The following is a 22482-nucleotide window of genomic DNA, read 5'->3' as shown; positions in this document are numbered from 1 at the left end:
CGGGAGACGGACGCGATGGATGCGTTGCAAGGTTTGCGGGTGGTGGACTTTTCCAAGGTGCTGGCCGGGCCGTTGTGCACGCAGTACCTGGGCGACATGGGCGCGGAGGTCATCAAGGTGGAGTCGCTCAAGGGCGACGACACGCGGCGCTGGCCGCCGTTTCGCCAGGACGACGGCACCGTGTTCCTGAGCGTGAATCGCAACAAACGCAGCATCGCGCTGGACCTGAAGTCGCCGGAAGGACGCGAGGCCGCGCAAAGACTGATCGCCACCGCCGACATCGTGGTCGAGAGTTTCGGGCCGGGCGTCGCCGGCCGCCTGGGCATCGACTACGCCAGCGCGGTCGCGCTGCGACCCGACGTGGTCTATTGCAGCATCTCGGGCTTTGGCAGCAAGGGGCCGCTGCGCCGCGGCAAGGGCTACGACGTCATCCTGCAGGCGTTCTGCGGCATGATGTCGATCACCGGCGAGGAGGACGGACCCGCCATCCGCAGCCCCATCTCGCCCATCGACCAGGCCACGGGCATGCACGCCGCCACCGGCATTCTGGCCGCTGTGGTGCGGCGGCTGCGCACAGGCAAGGGCTGCCAGGTCGAGGCGTCGCTGTTCGACACGTCCGTGGGCTTCATGGGCTACGTCATGCAGAGCTACTGGGAGCGCGGCACTGAACCCCGTCGTTGGGGCTCCGCGCACGAATCGCTGTGTCCGTATCAGGTCTTCGACGCCAGCGACCGTCCCTTGCTGCTGGGCGTGGCGAACGATTCCCTGTGGCGCACCTTCTGCGACGAGGTCGGCAAGCCTGAGCTGGCGACGGACCCGCGATACGCCACGAACGCGGATCGTGTGCGCAACCGGCCCGAGGTGCTGGCACTGGTGGCGCAGATAATGCGCGAGGACACGCGGGACGGATGGATCGAGCGGCTGGCGCAGGCCGGCATTCCCTGCGCGCCCATCCAGGCGGTGGGCGAAGTGTTGGCGCACGAACACATGGCCGCCAGCGAAATGATCTACCGCTTTGCGGATTCGGCGCACGGCGAACTGAACGTGGTGTCGCAGCCGCTGCGGTTTGACGGCGAACGGCCCAAGCCCACATCGCCGCCGCCTAAGGTCGGCCAGCACACGCGGCAGGTCCTGACGGAACTCGGCTATGACGAGGCGGCGATACAGCGCCATCTGGACGCGGTGGCGCCCACGGCTGGGGAGGCGGCCTGACATGTCGATCGACTTTCATGTGGAAGACGGCATTGCGCTGATCACCATCAACCGGCCCGAGAAAAGCAATGCGCTCGACCATGCGCACTACGAAGCGCTGTCGCAGGCCTGGCAGCGGGTACGTGACGAGGACGCGATCCGCGTGGCGGTGATCACCGGCGCGGGCGAGAAATCCTTCTGCGCGGGGGCGGATCTGAAGTCCTTTGTCGGCGCGCCGCCCAGCCTGGGGGCGCTGATGAACACGCAACAAGGCCAACTGCTCAATCGCGGGCTCGAAGTCTGGAAGCCCGTGGTGGCCGCCGTCAACGGCTACTGCCTGGGCGGGGGTATGACGCTGCTGCTGGCCACCGACCTGCGCGTGTGCGTGCCGACGGCGACGTTCGGCTTGACGGAAGTGCAGCGCGGCGTGTTTCCGGCCAACGGCGGCACACAGCGCGTGGCGCAGCAGCTTCCGCACGCCATCGCCATGGAAATGCTGCTGCTGGGCGACGCGTTCGACGCCGATGCCGCGAACCGGTGGGGGCTGGTGAACCGGGTGGTGCCGCGCGATGAACTGATGCCGGCAGCCATGTCCTATGCGCGCCGTCTGGCCGCCAATGCGCCGTTGGCTGTGCAGGCCGCCAAGGAACTGGCGTTGCGCAGCCGGGACGCGGACCTGGCCACCGGCCTGCGGATGGAGCAGCTGTTTTTGCGCCTGCTGCAGGACTCGGAAGATGTCACGGAAGGCAGGCAGGCGTTCGCCGAACGGCGCGCGCCCCGATTTCAAGGACGGTGAGGAGCAAGGATATGGCGTTGAGATCGTTGTTGTTCGTTCCCGGGGACAGCGAGCGCAAGCTCGCCAAAGCCCCAGCCAGCGGCGCGGACGCGCTGATCCTGGATCTGGAGGACGCGGTGGACGCGGCGCGGCTGCCCATCGCGCGCGGGATGGTGCGCGAGTATCTGGCGGCGCGTCCCGCGTCGGGGCCCGCGTCTGGTCCCGAACTTTGGGTGCGCATCAACCCGCTGGATTCGGGGCTGGCGCTGGACGATCTGGCGGAAGTGGTCCGAGGGCGTCCGGACGCAATCCTGCTGCCCAAAGGGCAGGGGGCGCCGGACATCGTCGTGCTGGACCACTATCTGTCGGCACTGGAAGTGCGCGAGGGGCTGCCGGCCGGCGGCATCGGCATCATGCCCGTCGCCACCGAGACGGCCGGCGCGATGTTCAACCTGGGCGGCTATGCCGGATGCAGCCCGCGGCTGCGCGGCCTGACGTGGGGCGCGGAGGATCTGGCCGCCGTTCTGGGCGCGGCCAGCAACCGGCGCGAGGATGGCGAATACGACCTGACCTATGAACTGGCGCGCTCGTTGTGCCTTCTCGGCGCGACGGCGGCCGGCGTGCCCGCCATTGACACGATCTGGGGCAACTTTCGCGACGCGGAAGGGCTGCAACGGGATGCGGCGCGGGCGCGGCGCGCGGGCTTCACGGGCAAGATCGCCATTCACCCCGATCAGGTGGCGCCCATCAACCAGGCGTTCACGCCCGACCCGGCCGACGTGGCGCGGGCGCGGCGCATCGTGCAGGCCTTCGAGGATGCGCCGGGGGTGGGCACCTTGCAGCTCGACGGCGAAATGCTGGATCGCCCACATCTCAAGCAGGCCCTTCGCATACTGGCCAGCGCGCCGGCAGGCGGCTGACAAGCGCAAAAACCGCAGGATCCGCGGCGGTTCCGCCGCAGCCACTTAATGCGACCGCCCGGCACAGGCGCGGCGCGCCACCAAGGAGACTGACATGTTGCGTGATGTGTTCAAGCCGCTGTGCGCGGCGGCGTTGCTTGCGTGCGGCCTGACGGGGCCTGCCGCGCAGGCGGCGGATTATCCGAATCAACCGGTGAAGCTGGTCACGGCATTCGGGGCGGGCAGCGCCAGCGACATCGTCGCGCGGCTGATCGCCGAGCGGTTGCAGGCCGCGCTGGGACAGCCCGTGATCGTCGAGAACAGGCCCGGCGCTTCGGGCCAGGTGGCCACGGATCTGGTCGCGCGCGCCCAGCCGGACGGCTACACGATCATGCTGGCCACCAACACCACGCATTCCTCCAATCCGCATCTATACAAGAGCCTGCGCTACAACCCCGTCAAGGACTTCACGCCGCTGGTGCAGGTGTGCAATTTTCCGTTCGTGCTGGCCGTCAGCGCCAAGCTGCCGATCAGCAGCGTCGACGACCTGCTGCGCTACGGCAAGGCCAATCCGGGCAGCCTGAATTACGCCTATGGCAACAGCACCGGCCAGATCTCGGCCGCGTCGTTCGACAAGCTGACCGGCCTGGGGGCGACGGCTGTGCCCTACAAGAGCACGCCGCAGGCAATGACGGACATCATCGGCGGGCGCGCCACGTTCATGTTCGTGGATCTGGCGTCGGCGGCCGCGCATATCCAGGCCGGTACGCTCAAAGCCCTGGCGGTGTCTACGGAGAAGCGCAGCGCGCTTGCGCCCAATCTGCCCAGCGTGTCCGAAGCGCTGGCGCAACCGGGCTTCGACCTGGCCGCGTGGGTGGGCATCTTTGGCCCCGCGAAACTTCCGGCGCCCATCGCGCAGCGGCTGGGCGACGAACTCTACAAGATCGTGTCGGCGCCGGACTTCAAGCAGAAGCTGACGCAGATGGGCGCGGAGCCCACACCGGCGCAGGCGTCGGCATTCGGACCGTTTGTCGTGCAACAGGAAAAGGTGTGGGGCGACAAGGTCAGGCAGGCGGGGATTCAGGCGGAATAGCGGGGTTCGGCGGGCAGGGCGGGTGGCAAGCCTGCAACCCGCAGCAAGGAGGGCCGTTCTTTTCGACGGCCCTTTGCATTTGGAACGCTTCGGATCTCCCGACCGAGCGCAGGCACAATTCAGTCCGGTACCAATATTGTCTTGGAATAGTAATGTTATTACATTACTATTCTGGCTTTTTTCGCGCGGCGCGCCGCCCGGCGTGCCACCAGCATTTCAAGCATCTCCAGCATTCCTCCATGGCTTCTCTCATTTCCCCTCCCGCCACCACCCGGCTGCGGTCCATCGACGCGCTGCGCGGCCTGGTCATCGTCATCATGCTGCTCGATCACGTGCGCGAAACCTTTTTCCTGCATCACCAGGTCGGCGACCCGATGGACGTGTCCGCCACGCCGCCGGACCTGTTTTTCTCGCGCCTGCTGGCGCATCTGTGCGCGCCGGTGTTCGTGTTTTTGACGGGCCTGTCGGCCTGGCTGTATGGGGCGAAGGCGGGTGACCGCAGCGCCACGGCGGCGTTTCTGGCGAAGCGGGGCGCATTCTTGATCGCGCTCGAAGTCATCGTCGTGAACTTCGCGTGGACCTTCCAGTTTCCGCCGTCCGTCGTGTACCTGCAGGTGATCTGGGTGATCGGCCTGTCCATGCTGTCGCTGGCGGCCTTGCTGTGGTTGCCGCGCTGGGCGCTGGTTGTCGTGGGCGTGGTGCTGGTCGCCGGCCATAACGCGCTGGATGCCGTGCACTTTGCCGCCGGCCACGCGATGCACGTGCCGTGGGCGGTGCTGCATGATCGCGGCTGGATCGAAGTCAGCGACACGTTGCGCCTGCGCACGTCGTACCCGTTGCTGCCGTGGATCGGCGTGATTGCGCTGGGGTATGCGGCCGGACCGTGGTTCCAGCCGGGTTCGGACGCCGCCGAACGCCAGCGCCGTTTGTGGACCGCCGGGCTGGCGGCGGTGGCGGGCTTTGTGGTCCTGCGTGCGATCAATGGCTACGGGCAGTCGCAGAAGTGGGCAGTGCAGGATGACACGCTCCATACCGTCATGAGCTTTGTGAACATCACCAAATACCCGCCGTCGCTGATGTTCCTGCTGCTGACGCTGGGATTGGGACTGTGCTTGCTGGTCCTGATTGAACGCGCGCAATCGGCGGCCTGGGTCCGCGCGTTGTGCGTGTTTGGCGCGGCGCCCATGTTCTTCTATCTGCTGCACCTGTACGTCTTGAAGGCGCTGTACCTGGGCGGCGAAGCTATCTGGGGCCTGAACCAGGGCAAATACTTCGGCGTTGATGGCATGGCGTCGGTGTGGGTGATTTCGATCCTGCTGGCCGTGGCGCTGTTCTGGCCCGTGCGCTGGTTCGGACGCCTGAAGGCCGCGCGCCGCGATATCGCGTGGCTCAAGTACCTGTGAGGCAGGCGATGGCAGCACGCAAGTTTGCCGTGGGCGTCGCGGCATTGATGGCGCCATGGGCGGCCGACGCGCAGCAGAATGCGGTGACGCTGTATGGCGTCGTGGACTTGAGCATCGCGGGCTTTTCCACGCAGGAACGCGGCACGGCCATCAACATGCAGTCGGGCGTGCAGTCCGGCTCGCGCTGGGGGCTGCGCGGCCGCGAAGACCTGGGCAACGGCCTGCGCGCGAATTTTCAGCTGGAAAGCGGCTTCCTGGCCAACAACGGCAACTCGGCGCAAGGCAGGCGCCTGTTCGGCCGCGCGGCGTGGGTGGGCGTGTCGGGCGGTTTCGGCGATCTGCGGCTGGGGCGGCAGACCTCGGTCTCGTCCGCCACGCTGGCGGACTACGATGCGTTCCTGGCGTCGTATCTGATCACCGGCGCGCAGACCGCGCTTCTGCCGTACAACGCCAATCGTGCCGACAACACGGTGTCGTACTGGAGTCCATCCGTGGGCGGCCTGCGTGCGGGTGTGGATGCCAGCATGGATTACGACGGCGGCGGCGGATTCAAGACCGCGTCCACCAACAAGCTGTACAGCGCCGCCGTTGTGTTCGACCAGCCGGGTTATTCGATTGCCGCTACCTACGAAGGCGCGAGCTGGGCGGACGGGACGGTGCAATCGGCCGCCATGGCGAATGCCGGGGCAGACCGCCGGCCGTACGCGTACACGCTGGCAGGCCGCGCGACGGTGGACGCGTTCACGCTCTATGCCGGCTGGTCGGTGATGCGCAATGGCTCGACCATCCCGGCGGTGCCGTCACCCGGGCAGCGGGTGTACTTTCCGGGCAGCACGGTGCACGGCGTAATGGCGGGCGCCGCCTGGCGCACGGGCGCGAGCACCGTGATGGCGTCGTGGCAGGGCAGCCTGCCGGGCGGTGGGGCGCTCGAGCGCGAGGGCGCCACGCATTCCCAGCAGATCTATTCGGCAGGCTACGTGTATGACCTGTCCAAGCGCACCAACGTGTATGCCATCTACGGCTATATGCGGGGCGCCTGGGACGATCCGTCCTGGCATCAGTCCCAGTACGCGGTCGGCATGCGCCACCGCTTCTGACGGGGTATCAGTAGGCCTTCCCGGCAATCGAATCCGCATAACCGAGATCCAGCCATTTGCCATCGGCAGGGATGCGGTCCAGATTGCCCAGGTCGATCTGGGTCTGGAGCGCGTCCTTCAAGGCCTGCTCGGGCACCGCCACGGAATCGGCGAAGACGCCATCGTCGATCAGGCGCTGCACCGACGCGCGCACGACGGCGGGATCCAGGTTGGGAAAGAGCTTCAGGCCGCTGGCCACGGCGGCGGCCGGGTCCTTGCGGATCGTCTTGAGCGCGCGGTCGATGCCGGAGACGAGCTTCTGCGAGACCTGAGGGTCGATGTCCTGGCGCGTGGAAATGGCCGAGAACGTGTACGGACCGATCTCGCGCGAAAACGCGGAAACCACCTTGAAGCCCTGGGCCTGCGCTTGGGATGCGCCCGGCTCGTAGAGGACCGCGCAATCGGCCTGGCCGGAACTGAGCGGGCCGATCTCGTTGCCCAGGGGCACTTCCAGCAGGTTCACGTCGCGCTTGGGGTCCAGGCCGGCGTTCTTGACCAGCTTGATGAACGCGGACGAACTGGTGGTGGGCATGGCGCCTGTGGCGATGGTGGCGCCTTTCAGGCTCTTGAAGCCATCAAACGCGAAGGCGGGCTTGCAGGTCAGCCACACGCCCAGGCGGTTCAGCGTGCCGCCCACCACCTTGACGGGCGCGCCGCGGCCGAAGGAGATTGCGGTCCATTCGGGGCCGTGCAGGGAGAAGTCAGCACTCTTGGAGATGACGGCGGCCAGCGCGTTGGTGGACGACGACGCAACGTCGATGCGCACGTCCAGGCCTTCGTCCTTGAAGTAGCCGTGTTCCTCGGCGAAATACACCGGCAGGTAGAACACGGACTTGAACGCGGCCGAGACGACGGCCTTGTCTTTGGCCATCGCCGACACGGACAGCAGGGAGGCAGCCGCGGCGGCGGCGATGCGCAGGGTGGTACGGATTTTCATGGGTTTGCAGCGGCGCAATGTGCGCTTCACAGTTTGAATTGAGTGGCGTAGGTCTGGTCTTTCCAGCGCAGCAGGCGCTTTTCGGCGATGTCCACGCCGGCATACAGGACGAAGCCCAGCGCCATCAGCGAGAAGATGCCGACCCAGACCGTGTTCAGGTCATAGAGCGACGAGGCGACGAAGATGATGTGGCCCAGGCCGTACTTGGACGAGATGAATTCGCCCACGACCGTGCCCACCAGCGCGAAGCCGATGTTGATGCGGAACGTGGCGATGATGGCGGGCAGCGCCGACGGCACGACGACCTTGGCGAAGATCTGCCGTTTGGTGGCGCCCAGCGACACGAGCATCTTCTGGATGTCCGGGTCCGCGTCCTTGGCGGCCTGAAATGCGGCCAGCAGCGCGACGATGGACGTCAGGGAAATCGACAGCGCCACCTTGGAAATCAGGCCCGTGCCGAACCACAGGATGACCAGCGGCGCGAACGCGATCTTGGGCACGCTGTTGATCGCGACCAGAAAGGGTTCGACCACCTTGGCGCCATAGGGCGAATACCACAGCGCCAGACCCGGAATGGTGCCCACCACGGTGCCGACGACGAATCCGGCCGCCGACGCCCACAGTGTGTAGTTGGCGTGCTCCCAGAGTTCGCCGGACACGATCAGCTTCCAACCCGCCTGCACCACGCCGGCCGGGGATCCGAACAGAAAGCCAGACACCGCGCCGGTGCGCACGGCGGCTTCCCACGCGCCAAACAGCACGGCAAGAATGAACAGCTGCGTCGCCAGGACAGGAACGCGAAAACCCGGACGCGGGCGCGCGGGTGCGGGCGGAGCGACGCCCTGGGCAAGAGATGCGGAGGTCTGGGTCATGCGTGGGTGCCGTCCTTGCGGGCGGTCTGTATGTCGAGTTCCTGGCACAGCAGGTCGAAGTAGCCGGGAAAGCGGCTGTCGTGGCGCGCATGCAGCGGCGAGCGCGTGCCCAGCTCGATGCGGTGCTCGCTTTTCAGGCGGCCGGGGCGGGCGCTCAGGACGAAGATGCGCTCGGACAGCGCGATGGCTTCGTCGATGTCGTGGGTCACCAGCACCACGGTCTTGCCTTGCTTGCTGACGGTGTCGGCCAGCATCGATTCGAGGAACAGGCGGGTCTGGTAATCCAGCGCTGAGAACGGTTCGTCCAGCAGCAGCACGTCCGGATCTGGCAGCAGCGTGCGCGCCAGGGCCACGCGTTGGCGCATGCCGCCGGACAGCGCCTTCGGATAGCTGTCCTGAAAGGGCAGCAGGCCGAAGGTGTCCAGGTACTCGCGGGCGCGTTCCACGGACTCGGCCTTGGGCGCGCCCCGGATTTCCAGGCCGACCAGGACGTTGTCCAGCACGGTGCGCCACGGCATCAGCAGGTCGCGCTGCAGCATGTAGCCGACGCGCCCGCGCAGGTTGGGCAGCGGGCGGCCGTCCAGCGCGATGGTGCCGGCGTCGTGTTCCAGAAGACCGGTCAGGATGTTGAACAGCGTGGACTTGCCGCAGCCGGACGGGCCGATGATGCTGACGAACTCGCCGCTGGCGGCGTTCAGGCTGATGTCGTCCAGGACCTGCACCGGGCCGGTGTCGGTGTGGAAGCGTTTGGAGAGATTGCGGATCTCAAGTTTCAGGGGTGGGGTAGGGCTCATGGCGAAACGACTGCACGCCACCTCAAGCCGCGCCATGCTCCAGTTCCAGCGCCACCACGTCTTCGTGCGGCACTTCCAGCGCCTCGTTGAAGCGCTTGAAGAAGCTGCACAGTGCGATGCGGATGGTCAGCTCCACGATCTGTTCTTCGCTGAAGAACGATTGCAGCTTCGCGTAGAACGCATCGCTGACCTGCGCCGGCGTCAGCGTGACCAGCACCGCGTAGTCGCGCACCACCAGGTCTTTCTCGTCCAGGCCCGGCACCTGCGGTTCCAGCAGGCGGTCGATGGCTTCCTGCGAGATGCCGTGCGCCGCCAGCTTGGGCGTGTGCAGTGTGACGCAGTAATGGCAGGCATGCGCCTTGGACGCGGTCAGCAGCGCGATTTCCAGGTGGCGCGGCGAGATCAGCCCGTCTTCGCGCGACTGCACCAGGTACGAAAAGAAGTGCTTCAAGGCCGGCGGGCGGGGCGCGAACGCGCTCAGCATGTTCGCGTACGGGCCGTAGTCCTGCAGAAGCTGATTGAAGAGTTGGGCGGTCGCGGGATCCAGCTTGGCGGGATCCAAAGGAGTGAGGCGTGACAAGGCAATTCCAGCGTAGGAAAGAAGAACGCAGAAATCCTAAGAGACATGCGGCCGCGTGAAAAATACCGATATCACATATGTATATGGGTATGCCGGCGTCGCAGGCGGCTCCGCTGCCATGCCACGCCAGCATCGCGCCTGTCACAGCCGCTGTCCTCCCGTCGCGTCGATGCGCTGTCCCGTGACCCAGCGCCCCTCGTTGGACGCCAGGAATGCGACGATGTCCGCGATGTCTTCGGGCTGGCCCACGCGGCCCAGCGCGATGCTCTGTGCGATGACGCGGCTCAGTTCCGGGTCGCGGGCGCGCTGGTTCAGATCAGTGGCGGTGGCGCCGGGCAAGACCGCATTCACGGTAATGCCGCGCGCGCCCAGTTCGCTGGCCAGCAGCAGCGTCAGCGCTTCCAGGCCCGCCTTGGCTGGCGCGTAGACGCTCATTTCGGGATACGCGGCGCGCGTGCCCATCGACGAAATGTTGATGATGCGGCCGCCATCGCGCAGGAACGGCAGGCAATGCTGGATCAGAAAGAATGGCGTCTTCAGGTTCACCTGCAGCACGCGGTCGAAGTCCGCCGGCGTCACCTCGGGCAGGCGGGCGCGCAGGCCTACGCCCGCGTTATTGACGAGGATGTCGAGGCCCTCGTCGCCGGTGCGTTCGCGCAAACTGGCGCGTGCTTCCTGCGCCAACCGCTCGGCCGCCTCGGGGTCCGCCAGGTCGGCCTGCAACGTCCAGGCCTGGCCGCCGGCCGCCTGGATCTGGCCGGCGACTTCATCGGCGGCGTCGGCCTGCGCGTTGTAGTGCACGGCGACGAGCGCGCCGCGGCGGCCCAGCGCCAGCGCGATCGCGCGGCCAATGCCCCGGCTGGCGCCGGTGACGAGGGCGGTCTTACCCGCCAGGGAATCTGGTGTGGCGCTCATGCGGCCTCCTTTTCGGGTTGTGTCCAGGTTTGCCGGGCTTCCAATGCCCGCGCCTGCAGCAGCAAGGCATTGCGATCGACCTTGTTGGTGCCCGCCCACGGCAGGTCGTCCAGGAAGCGGATGCGGCGCGGGTGCTGGTAAGCCGGACCGTTATCGAGAGCGTGCTGCTTGAGCGTGTCGGCGTCCAGCGTGCTGCCGGCACGCCGTACGACGAACGCGACCGGGATGTGGCCGCGCTCTTCGTCGGCTAGTGGCACCACGCAGCTCTGTCGCACGTCGGGGTGCGATTCCAGCAGCTTCTCGACTTCAACGGGATAGATATTCTCGCCCGCGCAGACGAACATGTCGTCCGCGCGGCCTACAAAGTAGTGGAATCCGTCAGGGTCGCGGCGCATCACGTCGCCGCTGTAGTACCAGCCGTCGTTCAGCACCTGCGCGCTCTTCTCCGGCAGGTTGTGATAGCCGGCCAGCACGGCGGGATTCTTCATTTCCAGCACGCCTTCGTCCGGGGTGGCGCCGCCCGTCAGCCGGACCTGCGCGGCGTCCAGCGGGTAGCCGACCGACAGCGGCGGCGTGGGCAGGCCATCAGGATGCGGTCCGAACACGGCGGGACCGGCCTCGGTCGTGCCATAGCCGTGGGTGATGCGCACGTGCGGCAGCGCGCGCTGGATGCGGTCGAACAGAGCCGTCGTCATCGGCGCAGAGCCCAGCATCACGCGCTCCAGCGCCGACAGGTCGCGGTCCTGCAGCAAGGCGGGATCCTTGACCAGCCGCGCAAACATCGTGGGCACGGCGGTCAGGATGGTGATGCGATAGCGCGCCAGCGCATCGGCGTAGGCGGCCACGTCGAACCCGGGCTGGATCACCAGCAGGCTGTTGCTGGCAAATGCGCGCTTGGACATGAAGAGACCATTCATGTGAAAGAGCGGCTGCGCCAGCAGGTAGCGCGCTTGCGGCGCGTCCGGATTCGCGGGGCCGGACGTGGCGGTCAGCGCCCACAGTTGTCCGGCATGGGTCAGCGGCACGCCCTTGGGTTTGCCGGTGGACCCTGACGTGTACAGCATCTGCGCGATGTCTTCGGGCGCGGGCGTGACGCTGGTGAACGCGGTTGGGACGATCTGCGTCGCAAACCCCTGGGGGCCCGCGTCATCGAAATCCAGCACTGGCACGGTTGCCTCGAAGCCGGCGCGGCGGGGGCCATCCACGAACGCGAGCGCAATGTCCGCATCGCGCAGCACGTAGTCGATATTCTCTTGCGACTGCTTGATGTTGATGGGCACGGCCACGTAACCGGCGCGCATGATGCCGAAGTACGCCAGCAAGTATTCGGCGCGGTTCAGCGCGGCGATGGCGATGCGCGAGCCGGGCGGCAGGCCGCGCTCGGTCAGCCACGCGGCCACGCCGCCGGCCAGGCGGTCGGCCTCGCCATGGGTCAGTTGCCACGGCGCGTCAGGCAGGCGCAGGTCGATGAGCGCGGGCAGCTCGGCCGGCAGGCGCGGATCGGCAAGATCGCCAAGGTTTCGGAGGGAATGCGTCATAAGAAGGACTTCCAGAAGTTGGCGGCTCAGCGCTTTTGCAGCTTGGGATTGAGCGCGTCGTTCAGGCCGTCGCCGACCAGGTTCAGCGACAGCACGGTAAGCATGATGGCCACGCCGGGCACGGCGCAGATGTACCAGGAGGATCGGATCAGGCTGCGGCCTTCGCCCACCAGCCGGCCCCAGCTTGCGATGTTGGGATCGCCCAGGCCCAGGAAGGACACCACCGACTCGTAGAGGATGGCGCCGGCCACGACCAGCGACGACATCACGATGACCGGCGGCAGCGCATTCGGCAGGACTTCGGCGGCGGCGATGCGCCACGGGCTCATGCCGACGGCGCGGCAGGCCTGCACGAACTCGCGCTCCTTGAAGGACAGGAATTCCGCGCGGGTCAGGCGGGCGATCGGGGGCCAGGACACCAGGCCCACGGCGAGCGTGATGTTCTCGATTCGCGGTCCCAGCACCGACACGACCGTCAGCACGAACACCACATTGGGAATGATCTGGAACAGCTCGGTCAGGCGCATCAGCCCCTCGTCGATCCAGCCGCCCGCCCACGCAGCGGCCGCGCCGACGGTGACGCCGATCAGCGTGGCGGTGGCGGCGGCCACCAGGCCGATCAACAGCGTGGCGCGCGCGCCGTGGGCAATCAGTGCGGCGATGTCGCGGCCCATGGAGTCCGTACCCAGCGGATAACGCCAGGACTCGAACGGCCAGATCTCGGGCGCGCCCACGATGCGCAGCGGATTGACGGGGTATAGCCAGTCGGCGCTGGCCGCCACCAGCGCGACCAGCAGCAGGAGCAGCGCGCCCGCCACGGCGCCGCGGTTGCGGGCAAAGCGCACGGCGAATGCGTCCGGCCGACGGGCGGCCGGCGCGCCTGCAGGAATAGTTGCAGCGGAAGGTGCGGACATGTCAGGCGGCCTTGATGCGCGGATCCAGGCGCGTATATGCCAGATCCACGAAGATATTGGCGATGATCACGACGACCGAACTGAGCACCAGGATGCCCAGCACGACGGGATAGTTGCGGCTCATGACGCTGTCGAACAGCACCGCGCCGATGCCGGGCCAGCTGAACACCGACTCGATCACGATGCTGCCGCCCAGCACGGCGCCCAGTTGCAGGCCCAGCAGGGTGACGATGGGAAGGACGGCGTTGCGCAACACGTGGCGCAGCACCACGGCGACGCGCGTCAGACCCTTGGCGTAGGCGGTGCGCACGTAATCCATGCGGCTGACTTCCAGCATTGAGGCGCGCATCACACGCGCGTAGGCTGCCGAATAGAACAAGCCCAGTGCCACCGCCGGCAACGCCAGATGATGCAGGATGTCCAGCGCCTGCCGCCACAGCCCGCCGTCCAGCCCGATGGTGACCATGCCGCCCACCGGAAACCAGCCCAGCTTCACCGAGAACATGATGATCAGCATGATGCCCAGCCAAAAGCTCGGCGCGGCAAAGCACAGCACGGCAAAGGCGGACACGGCGCTGTCCCACCATGTGTTGACCTTGACGGCCGACACGATGCCGGCCGCTACGCCCACCAGCACGGCGATGGCAATGCTGGCCAGCATCAGCACCAGCGTGGCGGGCAAGTGCGCCAGGATGACGTCCAGCACCGGCAGGTTATGCCGGTAGGAATAGCCCAGGTCCAGCTGCGCGACCGACCCGATGTACTTGAGCAACTGCACTGCCGGTGGCTGGTCCAGCCCGTAGGTCACGCGCAGGCGCTCGATCAGCGCCGGGTCGGTGACCTGCTGCTCGGCCGTCATGACGTCCAGGAAGGTCCCCGGCACGGACTGGATCAGGGCAAAGTTCAGGACCACCACGCCCAGCAGCAGCGGGATGGCCTGAAGCAGCCGGCGCGAGATCAGGCGCAATGCCATGTCGTCCTCAGGCCTGCAGCCAGACGTCGGCCAGCGTCTCGCCCTGGACGTTGGCGCCGGTCGTGAAGTTGCGCACGTTCTTGCCGGCCAGGGTGAACGACTGGATTTCCACCAGCGGCACGATCGGCACGTCGGTGGACGCCAGGCGGGCGAACTGCGCGGCTAGCTTGCGGCGGGCCTCCGGATCGGTTTCGACGGCCAGCTTGCCGACGATGCCGTCCATCTCGGGGCTGGAATAGCCCGTGGCGTTGCGGAACGCGGCGCCTTTGACGATGCCGTCGGTCGTGAAGAACTGCGTCACGGTGGGCACCAGCTCCAGCGGCGACGTGAAGTTGGACACCGCGATGTCGTAGTCGTATTCGCCATAGATGCGCTTGAGCGCGGTAGCGCGGTCCACGGAATCGAGCTTCACGGCGATGCCCACGTCTTCCAGCGCCTGCTTCAGGTACTGGCCGAGCTTGGCGTTTTCCTCGAACCAGGCCGCGGCCAGCAGGTTGACGGTGAAACGCTTGCCGTCCTTGACCGGCAAGCCTGCCGCGTCCAGCAGGGCGGCCGCCTTCTTCGGATCGAAGGCATAGCGCGGCACGTCCTCGGTGAAGAACAGCGGATTGCTGCTGAAGATGGGCGCAATCGCCGGCTTGCCGCGGCCGTAGTAGATGGTGTCGACGATGAACTGGCGGTCGATCGCGTGCAGAATGGCTTGGCGGACCTCACGGCGGTTGACGATGTCGCGCCGCTGGTTGAACTCGACGGTGACCGTCCACGCGGTGTTCTGGTAGCCGCGCGTGTCCACGACGACTTTGCCGGTCTTGACCAGCCGGTCGATGTCGCGCGCGGGCACCGGGTTGGAATAGGCCAGGCCCAATTCGCCGGTTTCCAACGCGGCTCCGCGCGAGGCCGGGTCCGCCCACCAGCGGATCACCAACTTGTCCAGGTTCGGCTGCGTGGCGTTCCAGTATTTGTCGTTGCGCAGGTATTCAACATGGCTGCCGCGCACCCATTTGCCGTACTTCCATGGGCCCGTGCCCACCGGCGTGTTGTTCAGCGGATTGGTGATGAGGTCCTTGCCGTCGTACAGGTGCTTGGGCACCAGCAGCTGATACTGGCCCGACAGGGTGGACTTCAGGAAGAACTCGGGCACCGGGGCGTTGAAGGTCAGCACGACCGTGTGCGGATCCGGCGCCGAGGCTTCTGTCAGGGACTTGAGCGCGATGCCGGCGGAAATGGGCTTCCAGTGCTGCAGCACGTTGTAGACCACGTCCGCCGACGTGAACGGCGTGCCGTCGTGCCAGGTGACGTTTTCGCGCAGCTTGATCGTGTAGCTGCGAAAGTCCGCGGACGGCGTGACCGACAGGGCCAGTGCGGGCTGGAACTTCAGGTCGGCGTCCAGCTTGAGCAGGCGTTCCAGGATCTTGGTGGACGTCTGAAACGGGCTGGAACCGCCACCGCCCGGTACGAATAGGGCTTGCGGCTCCAGGCCGCCCCACGTGGCGACGAGCGTGCCGCCGCGGCGGGCGGGGCCGGCGTCGGACCCGGGGCGGTCCGTGGCAGCGAGCAGCGTGCGCGGCGTGACGCCCAGGCCGGCCGCAGCCAGACCGCCGGCGGCGGAGCGGGTCAGAAAGGCGCGCCGTCCGGCGCGGGTTGCTTGTGTCATGACGGAAGTCCTTGTCTTGAGCGCGCGGCTCAGCCCTGGCTGAGCGTGGCGTAGGTGGCGCGGCCGATGGCCACCAGCGCGCCCTGGTCGTTGTAGAGGTCGACGTCGGCCACACCCACGCTGCGGCCGTTGCGGCGCACGCGTGCCACCGCGGTCAGCGAGGTATTGATGGCAGGGCGCAGATAGTCGACGCGAAAGTTGATGGTGGGCAGGCCGCGTCCCAGCAGCATGCCGACGGCAAAGTCGCCGACCGTGTCGATCACGGCGGCCAGCGGACCGCCATGCCATTGGCCGCTCTGCGCGCCGCGTTCGAACTCCGGACGGAAGGGGGCGACCACGGTCAGTTCACCCTGTTCGTGGTCGACATTGCGTACCGACAGGTCCAGCCACGCAATGAAGGGCGATCCGTCGAACTTGGCCTGGATATCCACGGCGCTCAGCTGCGCGCTCATGACGCCACCAGCACTTTGCCGACGATCTTGCGATCTTCCAGCGAGGCCAGCGCCTCGGCGCCTTGTTCCAGCGGCCACACGCGGTCCACTTCGACGCGCAGGCGGCCATCGCGCACCAGCGCCAGCAGCTCGTGCAAGTCTTCGCGGTCCCAGCCGTTGGAGCCGCGGATCTGCAGCTCGAACGTCCAGATGTAGCGCAGGTCTTCCTTGGGATCGAAGCCCGCCGTCGCGCCGCAGGTCAAAAGGCGTCCGCCCAGGCGCAGGCATCGCAGGGACTTGACCCACGTATCGCCGCCCGTGAAGTTCACCACCACGTCCACGCCGCCTGGCTTGCCGCCGCGCCGGCGCGAGGGCTTGCCGAAGCGTTCCTGCACGGCCTTCAGGAAGTCTTCCTCGGTGTACAGGATGATGTGATCGGCGCCTAGCGCGCGGAGCGCTTCGCCTTTCTCCGGCGTGCCGGCGCAGGCGATGACTTCGGCGCCCGCCAGCTTGGCGAGCTGCACCGCGCACACGCCCACGCCGCCGCTGGCGCCCAGGATCAGCACCTTTTCGCCGGCCTGCACCTGGCCGATGCGGTTCATCATGCGCAGCGCGGTGCCATAGGCCACCGGCAGCGCCGCGGCCTGCTCGAAGCTGACTTCGTCGGGCAGGCGCAGGAGCTGGTGCGCGGGCACGCGGCACAGCTCGGCCAGTCCGCCGTGGATGGTCTCGCCGACCAGTCCGCCAACCACGCGGTCGATCGGGTCGACCAGGACGCGGTCGCCGGCCTTCCAGTCGCGCACGTTCTCGCCGGTCTTCACGATCTCGCCGGCCACGTCCAGGCCGATGATGACGGGGAAAGGCAGCTTGATGCCGGGCATGCCGCGGCGGGTGAAGACGTCGTGGTAGTTCAGGGACGAAGCCTTGACGCGGATCACCACGTCATCGGGGCCGGCCACGGGATCGGGGAAGTTGGTTTCCAGGCGCAGCTTTTCGTTGCCGCCGTGCTCACGCAAAACAATCGCTTTCATGAATGCCAGATAAGAGGGGATTTAGAGAAAGGAGGTCACCAGCCCGCGACGCCGTCGATGGCCTGGCGGGTGATGTGCAGGCCGTGCGCGACGACGCTGCGCCGCCACACGCTGGATACCGGTACAAACGCGTCCACCAGGTCCGCGCGCAGTTGCGCATCGCGGGCGGCATCGGGCGTCTGCGGCGCCTTGAAGCGCAGCCATTGGTCCAGCCGCAGCGCGGGCCGCATCTGCAGACCGCGCGTGCCGAATTCGACGACCGCGCCGGCCAACGGACGATCGCCCAGGGCCTGCTGCACGCCGCGGAACACCAGGCCCTGATAGTCGGGGCGTGCCAGGCCGTGCGGGCGCTGATCGCGCACGCGTCCAGCACCCCACCAGCGCGCGGCCTGCGTTTGCTCGGCGCTGTCTTCGTCGTTGAAGCACAGGAAGAAGGGCTCGCCGTATTCGCCGATGCCGGTGTGCCAGTCGATGAACGCGACACGCTCGCTGGCCGCCAGGTGCTCGTCCACAATGCGCCGCAGCGTGCGGTTGGACCATTCCGGCCCCTGGCCGCCGTAGACGAGGCCGTCCGGATGCGTGTACTGGCCGCTGGCTGTCACGTTGAACAGGGTATCCGCGCCATGTGTGGCCTTGAACGTGTCCAGCGCCTGCGCGGCGGCCTCGTGCGTGGCCTCGGTCCATTGCGCCGGGATCAGGTGCGGATGCAGCGTCGCGTAATGCGGATTGGCGGGATAGGGTCGCGTGTGGTCGACGAAGTTGCGATTCAGGTCGACGTTGTTTTCGGTGGTGCGGGTATCGTGGGCGTAGCCGTACGGGTTCAGCGCGTGCACCAGGACGACGTTCACGTCGTCGGGCAGGGGCTTCGCGCCGTCGGCGGCCAGCCATGCGCGCTGCACCGCGGACCCGGCCGCGCCTTCCAGCCCGTGGGTGCCGCTGATCGCGAGGTGCGTGCGCGGCGCATCGCGGCGGCCCAGGATCGCGACGTCCACGCTCAACGCGTCGCCCTGCGGGTCCTTGAGCGTGGGGTGTTCATAGCGGAACAGCGCGGCCCCGCGCGCGGCCGCATCGTCTACGAAAGCCTGCCGCGCGGAGGAATAGTCGTTGGCAAAGCAGTCCCAGTAATCGGGCAGGGGCTGGCTCATGTCACGCCTCCTGCACGAAGACCTGCAGCGCGCCGCTGGCGTCGTCCGGCGCCACGACCAGTTCGCCGCGCGCGTTGGCGCGGTACGTCACCTGGTTGGCGTCGAACAGCGCGCGTGTCTTGTCCAGATCCCGAACGCCGATCACGGAGCCCGCGAACCATCCGCCCTGCGACGCGGCGGGCAGGCCGGTGGGCACGCGAACCTGCGGATAGCGCTGCTCGAACGCGGCCGGTGCAAGAAAGTCGATGCGCAGGCTTCCGCGCCGCACCTGTAGGCCGCCGTCGGGCAGATCACTGGTCGCGATGGCGCCGAAGACGCGCTCGTAGCCTGCGCGCAGCGAACGGGGCTCGGGATGCACGACGATCAAGGACTCGATGCGGCGCGCGCCGTTGGCGTGGTCCTGCCATTGGGGGCGGTAAACCAGATGGCGCGTCAGATGGCCGCAGGTGAAGAAGTCGGGCACGCCAAGCAGGCCAGCCGGAAACTGGGTGTTGTTCCAGGCCGCGTCTTCACTGCCCTCAGGCAGATGTACCGGGCGGCCGCCGCTGATGGGCGGTTCGGCATCGATGCCCAACTTCGCCAGTTCCGTGTGCACGGCCGTGCTGTCTGTGGTCTGCAAGGCAGTGGCCACCGGGCCTTCGTACGCATCGTCAAACCCGCCGAAGCGCGACTGCGCCTTGAGTTCTTCGGGGAACGTCAGCAGTTCAAGATAGTTGGCATCCAGAATGATCGTCTGGTTGCGCGTGCCGCGATGGTGCCGGCCCTGCGGGGCCAGGCTGAAACCCAGCTTGACGTAGCGGTCGGTCGCCGCCTGCAGGTCGTTGACCCGGATGATGTAGTGGTCCAGGCCCGTGACTGAGGGAAGGGACATCGGTATTCCTGTATGCGCTTAGAGAAAGACGCAGTCTGGCCGATGCGCCGTCGCGCTAGAACGATTGAATTCTCATGTCGATATCTGATTTCTGATTCGGCGCCCCTGGGCCGCAGCGGGGCTGCAGCGGCATATTCAAATCACTAATACGCATTCCGGGGGGATGCGGGGCGGCAGCGCCGCGTTCTGGTTCTTTCGGCCGCTTGTTGCGGAGACGCCAAGGAATCCCCAAAAGAAAAAGCCGCCTTGCAGGAAGGCGGCTTGAAGCACTGCTTGGCGGTTTTTCACCGCGTCAATGCAGGATCTGGCTCAGGAACAGCTTCGTCCGTTCGCTCTGCGGATGATCAAAGAAATCGTCCGGATTGTTTTCCTCGATGATCTCGCCGCGGTCCATGAAGATCACGCGGTTCGCCACCTTGCGCGCAAAACCCATTTCATGGGTCACGCAGATCATCGTCATGCCGCTTTGCTGCGCCAGCGTCACCATCACGTCCAGCACTTCCTTGACCATTTCCGGGTCCAGCGCCGACGTGGGCTCGTCGAACAGCATGACCTTCGGATTCATGCACAGCGACCGCGCGATCGCCACGCGCTGCTGCTGCCCGCCGGACAACTGGCCGGGGAATTTGGCGGCCTGATCGGGAATGCGGACGCGTTCCAGGTACTTCATGGCCGTGGCCTCAGCCTGGGCGCGCGACTGCTTCAGCACCCACATCGGGCCCAGCGTCAGGTTTTCCAGCACCGTCAGGTGCGGGAACAGATTGAAGTGCTGGAACACCATGCCGACTTCGCGGCGGATGGTCTCGATGTGCTTCAGGTCGCTGGTCAGCTCGGTGCCGTCGACGATGATCTGGCCCTTCTGGTGTTCCTCCAGCCGGTTGATGCAGCGGATCATCGTGGACTTGCCCGAGCCCGACGGGCCGCACACGACGATGCGCTCGCCCTGGGCGACGTTCAGATTGATGTTGCGCAGCACGTGGAACTGGCCGTACCACTTGTTCACGTCCTGCAGACGAATGATGGCATCGGACATGCCTGTTCTCCTTCGGGTTTACCGGGCGTGCCCGGTGGCCAGGCGCTGCTCGAGCGCGCGGCTGTATTTGGACATGGAATAGCAGAAGACGAAGTAGATCAGCGAGATGAAGAGATAGGCCTCCACCCCGAAACCTCGCCATGCCGCGTCGGACAGAGCCGCCTTGGCCGCCAGCGTCAGATCGAAGATGCCGATGATCACGACCAGCGACGTGTCCTTGAACAGGCTGATGAAGATGCCCACCAGCGGCGGGATCACGATCTTGAGCGCCTGCGGCAGGATGATCTTGCGCATCTGCTGCCAGTAGTTCAGGCCCAGCGAATCCGCGCCTTCATACTGACCCTTCGGAATCGCCTGCAGGCCGCCGCGCACCGTTTCCGCGATGTACGCCGCGGCAAACATGATGATCGCGATCTGCGCGCGCAGCAGCTTGTCGATGGTGAAGCCTTCCGGCAGGAAAAGCGGCAGCATGACCGACGACATGAACAGCAGGCTGATGAGCGGCACGCCGCGGATCAGCTCGATGTACACGACGCACAGGGCCTTGATGGCCGGCATCTTCGAGCGGCGTCCCAGCGCCAGCAGCACGCCGATCGGAAACGCGAAGGCAATGCCGAAGGTCGCCAGGATCAGCGTCAGCGGCAGGCCGCCCCAACGGGCGTTCTCGACGTAGGTCAGGCCCAACACGCCGCCCCACATCAGCACGGACACGGCCGCCAGTCCCAGCGTCCAGATGAGCGCCAGCTTGCCGTTCCAGAAACGGCGCATGCCGCTGGCCACGATCACCGCGATCAGGATGCCGGTGGCGATCAGCGGACGCCATTGCTCGTCGAACGGGTAGGTGCCGAACAGGATGAGCCGGTGCTTTTCAACGATGAACGCCCAGCAGGCGCCGCCCGCGGCGCGGCATTCCTGCGCGTTGGTGGCGTCAAAGCTCGCCTTGATGAAGGCCCATTCCACCAGCGCCGGCACGGCCATCAAGAGGCACCATGCCAGAAGCACGGTGATCAGGATGTTGAGCGGCGAGGAGAACAGGCGCGACCGCATCCAGGCCCAGGCGCCGGTTTGCGCGCCGGGCGGAGCGACATTGGCGCTCAGGGTTTGCGTAGTGCTGCTCATCTCAACGCTCCACCAGCGCGATGCGCTTGTTGTACCAGTTCATGAATATCGAGATCGACAGGCTGACCGTGAGATAGGCGGCCATGATGATGAGGATGCCCTCGATGGCCTGGCCCGTCTGGTTCAGCGTGGTGTTCACCACCGACACGATGTCCGGATAACCGATGGCCACCGCCAGCGAGCTGTTCTTCAGCAGGTTCAGGTATTGGCTGGTCATCGGCGGGATGATGACGCGCAACGCCTGCGGCAGGATCACCAGACGCAGCACCAGCCGGCGCGGCAGACCCAGCGAACCGGCGGCTTCCCACTGGCCGTTGTTGACGGCCTGGATGCCCGAGCGCACAACTTCGGCTATGAAGGCAGACGTATAGACGGTCAGACCCAGGAAGAGGGCGACGAACTCCGGCGAGAGCGTCAGGCCGCCAACGAAATTGAAGCCCTTGAGCGCGGGCATGTCCAGCGTCAGCGATGCGCCGCTGGCGAGCCAACCGATGACCGGGAAGGCGACCAGCAGGCCGATCGCCGTGCGTCCCAGTTTGAACGGCTGTCCCGTCGCTTCCTGGCGCTTGGTGGCCCAATGACCCACGGCGATGATCGCCAGGATGGCCAGCCCCAATCCGCATAGCACCCAGTCCAGCGATGCGCCTTCCAGTCCCGGCACCTTGAGGCCGCGGTTGGAGATGAAGACGCCGGGCAGCGGGTTATGCGCCTGGCGCGGGCCCGGCATGTTCTCGGTGATCAGCGCATACCAGAAAAACAACTGCAGCAGCAGCGGCACGTTGCGCATCACCTCGACGTACACCGAGGTGATCTTGTTGACCAGCCAGTTCTTGGACAGGCGGCCGATGCCGATGAAGACGCCCAGGACGGTCGCGGCGATCAGCGCCAGCAGGCCCACGCGCAGCGTGTTCAGGATGCCGGCGAAGATGGCCCGTCCGTAGGTGTCGGCGGGCGTGTAGGCGATGACGGATTCGCCGATGGCAAAGCCGGCCTCGCGGTTGAGAAAGCCGAAACCCGTCGCGATGTTGCGCAGCGACAGGTTGTGCAGCGTGTTGTGGACCAGGAACCAGACGGCGGCCCCGACGAGCGCCAGGGCCAGCGCCTGGTAAACCAGCGCCCGCGTGGCCGGATCGTTCCAGGAAACCCGGCGCGGCGGCCGCTGCACCGGGTGTTGAGCG

Annotated in this window: 22 protein-coding genes; 6 read left to right on the top strand and 16 right to left on the bottom strand. The window is 66.6% G+C overall.

Translation table 11 applies throughout. The features are described from left to right. Positions 1 to 15 precede the first annotated feature (15 nt). The 6 genes from AB3147_RS14470 (at position 16) to AB3147_RS14445 (ending at position 6458) form a co-directional block, all read left to right on the top strand. On the top strand, positions 16 to 1212 hold the full coding sequence (locus AB3147_RS14470; protein ID WP_367352227.1) for a CaiB/BaiF CoA transferase family protein: 1197 nt from the start codon (positions 16 to 18) through the stop codon (positions 1210 to 1212). A 1-nt stretch (position 1213) separates the two neighbouring features. Further along, on the top strand, positions 1214 to 1987 hold the full coding sequence (locus AB3147_RS14465) for an enoyl-CoA hydratase/isomerase family protein (RefSeq protein ID WP_239213728.1): 774 nt from the start codon (positions 1214 to 1216) through the stop codon (positions 1985 to 1987). Between the two features lie 11 nt (positions 1988 to 1998). After that, positions 1999 to 2886 carry an HpcH/HpaI aldolase/citrate lyase family protein gene (locus AB3147_RS14460; protein ID WP_367352226.1) on the top strand — a complete coding sequence of 296 codons (888 nt, stop codon included), beginning with the start codon at positions 1999 to 2001 and terminating at the stop codon, positions 2884 to 2886. A gap of 94 nt (positions 2887 to 2980) precedes the next feature. Then, the gene (locus AB3147_RS14455) at positions 2981 to 3958 is read left to right on the top strand and encodes a Bug family tripartite tricarboxylate transporter substrate binding protein (RefSeq protein WP_367352225.1); all 978 of its coding nucleotides are present in this window, start codon (positions 2981 to 2983) and stop codon (positions 3956 to 3958) included. 239 nt (positions 3959 to 4197) lie between these two features. Then, positions 4198 to 5361, top strand: coding sequence for a DUF1624 domain-containing protein (locus AB3147_RS14450; RefSeq protein WP_438860976.1), 1164 nt, complete (start codon positions 4198 to 4200; stop codon positions 5359 to 5361). A gap of 8 nt (positions 5362 to 5369) precedes the next feature. Further along, the gene (locus AB3147_RS14445; protein ID WP_367352224.1) at positions 5370 to 6458 is read left to right on the top strand and encodes a porin; all 1089 of its coding nucleotides are present in this window, start codon (positions 5370 to 5372) and stop codon (positions 6456 to 6458) included. 7 nt (positions 6459 to 6465) lie between these two features. Here the strand turns inward: AB3147_RS14445 and AB3147_RS14440 are convergent, their stop codons facing one another. From AB3147_RS14440 to AB3147_RS14365, 16 genes are all read right to left on the bottom strand, one after another. Then, positions 6466 to 7434 (bottom strand): ABC transporter substrate-binding protein, encoded by a 969-nt coding sequence (locus AB3147_RS14440; protein WP_367352223.1) that lies wholly within the window; start codon positions 7432 to 7434, stop codon positions 6466 to 6468. Positions 7435 to 7460: 26 nt separating this feature from the next. After that, positions 7461 to 8306, bottom strand: coding sequence for an ABC transporter permease (locus AB3147_RS14435; RefSeq protein WP_367352222.1), 846 nt, complete (start codon positions 8304 to 8306; stop codon positions 7461 to 7463). Further along, on the bottom strand, positions 8303 to 9100 hold the full coding sequence (locus AB3147_RS14430) for an ABC transporter ATP-binding protein (protein ID WP_175136445.1): 798 nt from the start codon (positions 9098 to 9100) through the stop codon (positions 8303 to 8305). The genes AB3147_RS14435 and AB3147_RS14430 overlap by 4 nt, the downstream gene beginning before the upstream one ends. A 22-nt stretch (positions 9101 to 9122) precedes the next feature. Next, positions 9123 to 9680 carry a carboxymuconolactone decarboxylase family protein gene (locus AB3147_RS14425; protein ID WP_105239048.1) on the bottom strand — a complete coding sequence of 186 codons (558 nt, stop codon included), beginning with the start codon at positions 9678 to 9680 and terminating at the stop codon, positions 9123 to 9125. A 141-nt stretch (positions 9681 to 9821) separates the two neighbouring features. Next, positions 9822 to 10595, bottom strand: coding sequence for an SDR family oxidoreductase (locus AB3147_RS14420; RefSeq protein ID WP_367352221.1), 774 nt, complete (start codon positions 10593 to 10595; stop codon positions 9822 to 9824). Then, entirely contained in the window at positions 10592 to 12133 is a 1542-nt protein-coding gene (locus AB3147_RS14415) for a class I adenylate-forming enzyme family protein (protein WP_367352220.1), read from the bottom strand. The genes AB3147_RS14420 and AB3147_RS14415 overlap by 4 nt, the downstream gene beginning before the upstream one ends. 26 nt (positions 12134 to 12159) lie before the next feature. Further along, positions 12160 to 13047, bottom strand: a complete 888-nt coding sequence (locus AB3147_RS14410; RefSeq protein WP_367352219.1) for an ABC transporter permease — start codon at positions 13045 to 13047, stop codon at positions 12160 to 12162. A gap of 1 nt (position 13048) precedes the next feature. Then, the gene (locus tag AB3147_RS14405) at positions 13049 to 14020 is read right to left on the bottom strand and encodes an ABC transporter permease (RefSeq protein WP_175121449.1); all 972 of its coding nucleotides are present in this window, start codon (positions 14018 to 14020) and stop codon (positions 13049 to 13051) included. Positions 14021 to 14027: 7 nt separating this feature from the next. Next, positions 14028 to 15674, bottom strand: a complete 1647-nt coding sequence (locus AB3147_RS14400; RefSeq protein ID WP_367352218.1) for an ABC transporter substrate-binding protein — start codon at positions 15672 to 15674, stop codon at positions 14028 to 14030. Between the two features lie 29 nt (positions 15675 to 15703). Continuing rightward, positions 15704 to 16126 (bottom strand): PaaI family thioesterase, encoded by a 423-nt coding sequence (locus AB3147_RS14395; RefSeq protein WP_367352217.1) that lies wholly within the window; start codon positions 16124 to 16126, stop codon positions 15704 to 15706. Continuing rightward, positions 16123 to 17136 (bottom strand): quinone oxidoreductase family protein, encoded by a 1014-nt coding sequence (locus tag AB3147_RS14390; protein ID WP_367352216.1) that lies wholly within the window; start codon positions 17134 to 17136, stop codon positions 16123 to 16125. The genes AB3147_RS14395 and AB3147_RS14390 overlap by 4 nt, the downstream gene beginning before the upstream one ends. Positions 17137 to 17171: 35 nt before the next feature. Next, positions 17172 to 18281, bottom strand: a complete 1110-nt coding sequence (locus AB3147_RS14385; protein WP_367352215.1) for a M14 family metallopeptidase — start codon at positions 18279 to 18281, stop codon at positions 17172 to 17174. A gap of 1 nt (position 18282) precedes the next feature. Further along, positions 18283 to 19152 (bottom strand): VOC family protein, encoded by an 870-nt coding sequence (locus tag AB3147_RS14380; protein ID WP_367352214.1) that lies wholly within the window; start codon positions 19150 to 19152, stop codon positions 18283 to 18285. A gap of 292 nt (positions 19153 to 19444) precedes the next feature. Continuing rightward, positions 19445 to 20185 carry an amino acid ABC transporter ATP-binding protein gene (locus tag AB3147_RS14375; RefSeq protein WP_367352213.1) on the bottom strand — a complete coding sequence of 247 codons (741 nt, stop codon included), beginning with the start codon at positions 20183 to 20185 and terminating at the stop codon, positions 19445 to 19447. Positions 20186 to 20203: 18 nt separating this feature from the next. Next, a complete protein-coding gene (locus AB3147_RS14370) occupies positions 20204 to 21304 on the bottom strand; it encodes an amino acid ABC transporter permease (RefSeq protein WP_218343958.1) in 1101 nt (366 codons plus the stop codon). Between the two features lies 1 nt (position 21305). Then, complete coding sequence (locus AB3147_RS14365; RefSeq protein WP_175136775.1) at positions 21306 to 22469, bottom strand: amino acid ABC transporter permease; 1164 nt, start codon at positions 22467 to 22469, stop codon at positions 21306 to 21308. Between the last annotated feature and the right edge of the window lie 13 nt (positions 22470 to 22482).

The sequence above is a fragment of the Achromobacter animicus genome (genome assembly GCF_040775605.1).
Classification (GTDB): domain Bacteria; phylum Pseudomonadota; class Gammaproteobacteria; order Burkholderiales; family Burkholderiaceae_B; genus Achromobacter; species Achromobacter animicus.
The sequence above is the reverse complement of the archived record's forward strand: the minus strand, read 5'-3'. Positions and strand labels throughout refer to the sequence as shown.